The following is a 1059-nucleotide window of genomic DNA, read 5'->3' as shown; positions in this document are numbered from 1 at the left end:
GGCGATCTCACCGCCGGCCACATGGATGTCGCGCCCTGCGCTCAGCGCAGCGGTGCCCTGCGTCGTGATCTTGCCGCTGTGCTGGATGTCGCGTCCGGACTGGACTTGAACGACCTGCCTTCCCGCGATGGTGCCGCTGTTCAAGACATCCCCGCTCATGTGGATGCGCACCTCGCTGCCCGCGATGAGCGCGCCGCTGGGGGCCAGATCGCCCGCTCGGGGTGCGAGGTAGACGCGCGGCACCAGGGCTTGGGTGGCGGTGCCATCGGGCAGGGTGACGTCTTCCAGCACGAGCCAGACGATGTCGCTCGTGAGCGCGGCCATCTGATCGGCCGACAGCGCGATGCCCGGGCGCAGCTCATAGGCCTGCGCGAAGGTCAGGCCCGCGTTCATGAGCGCGAGGAGTTGCGCTTCGTCGCCGCGGTGGTCACCCAGGAAGCGCTGACCCGTCAAATGGCCGACCTGCTCGCGGATGAGGCGCTGTTCGTAGAAACCATCACCCAGGCGCTTTTGAATGTGGTTGGGGTCGAGCGCCAGGGCGTTGATCAAATAGTCCGAACCGAGCCACTGGCGGTGGTTGGCAAACAGCGGATCGGTCTCGATCAGGTAGCCCGATTGCGGGTTGGGTGCGTTCTTGAACAGCGCGCTGGGGGCAGCGGTGGCGGGAATGGCCTGCCCACCCGCGCTGCGCGCCACGTTGACCTTCTCGCCCCGCTCCTGCACGGCCTGGTACGGGCCGAATTCGTAGAGCCGGTCGTTGTCCTTAAAGAAGCCTTCGTCGCGCAACCAGCTCAGCACACTCTGGCCGCTCATCTCGGTGCGCGCAATCACCTCGCTGCCCCGGTTCTCCAGCGTCGCGCCGCTGACCTTCAGCGCACCACCGGCGAGGATCTCGCTGTTGTGGTTGAGCAGCTCTGTGGCGACGTTGAGTCGCATGTCGCCACCGGAGACGATCTGCCCAGGGGCGCTGCTGAGCACGCGCGGGTTGTACTCGGTGCTGGCCGCGTCGATCACGACCCAGTCGTTCAGGGTGCGCGCGGTCACGCTGGCGTTGTAGGC

Annotated in this window: 1 pseudogene; it reads right to left on the bottom strand. The window is 66.9% G+C overall.

Annotated features, from left to right (window positions below):
• Window positions 1–1059: pseudogene (locus FFS09_RS30505) on the bottom strand (S-layer family protein); the annotation flags it as partial.

This window comes from Hydrogenophaga sp. 2FB (assembly GCF_005503365.1).
In the GTDB taxonomy this organism is placed as follows: domain Bacteria; phylum Pseudomonadota; class Gammaproteobacteria; order Burkholderiales; family Burkholderiaceae_C; genus Hydrogenophaga.
The sequence above is the reverse complement of the archived record's forward strand: the minus strand, read 5'-3'. Positions and strand labels throughout refer to the sequence as shown.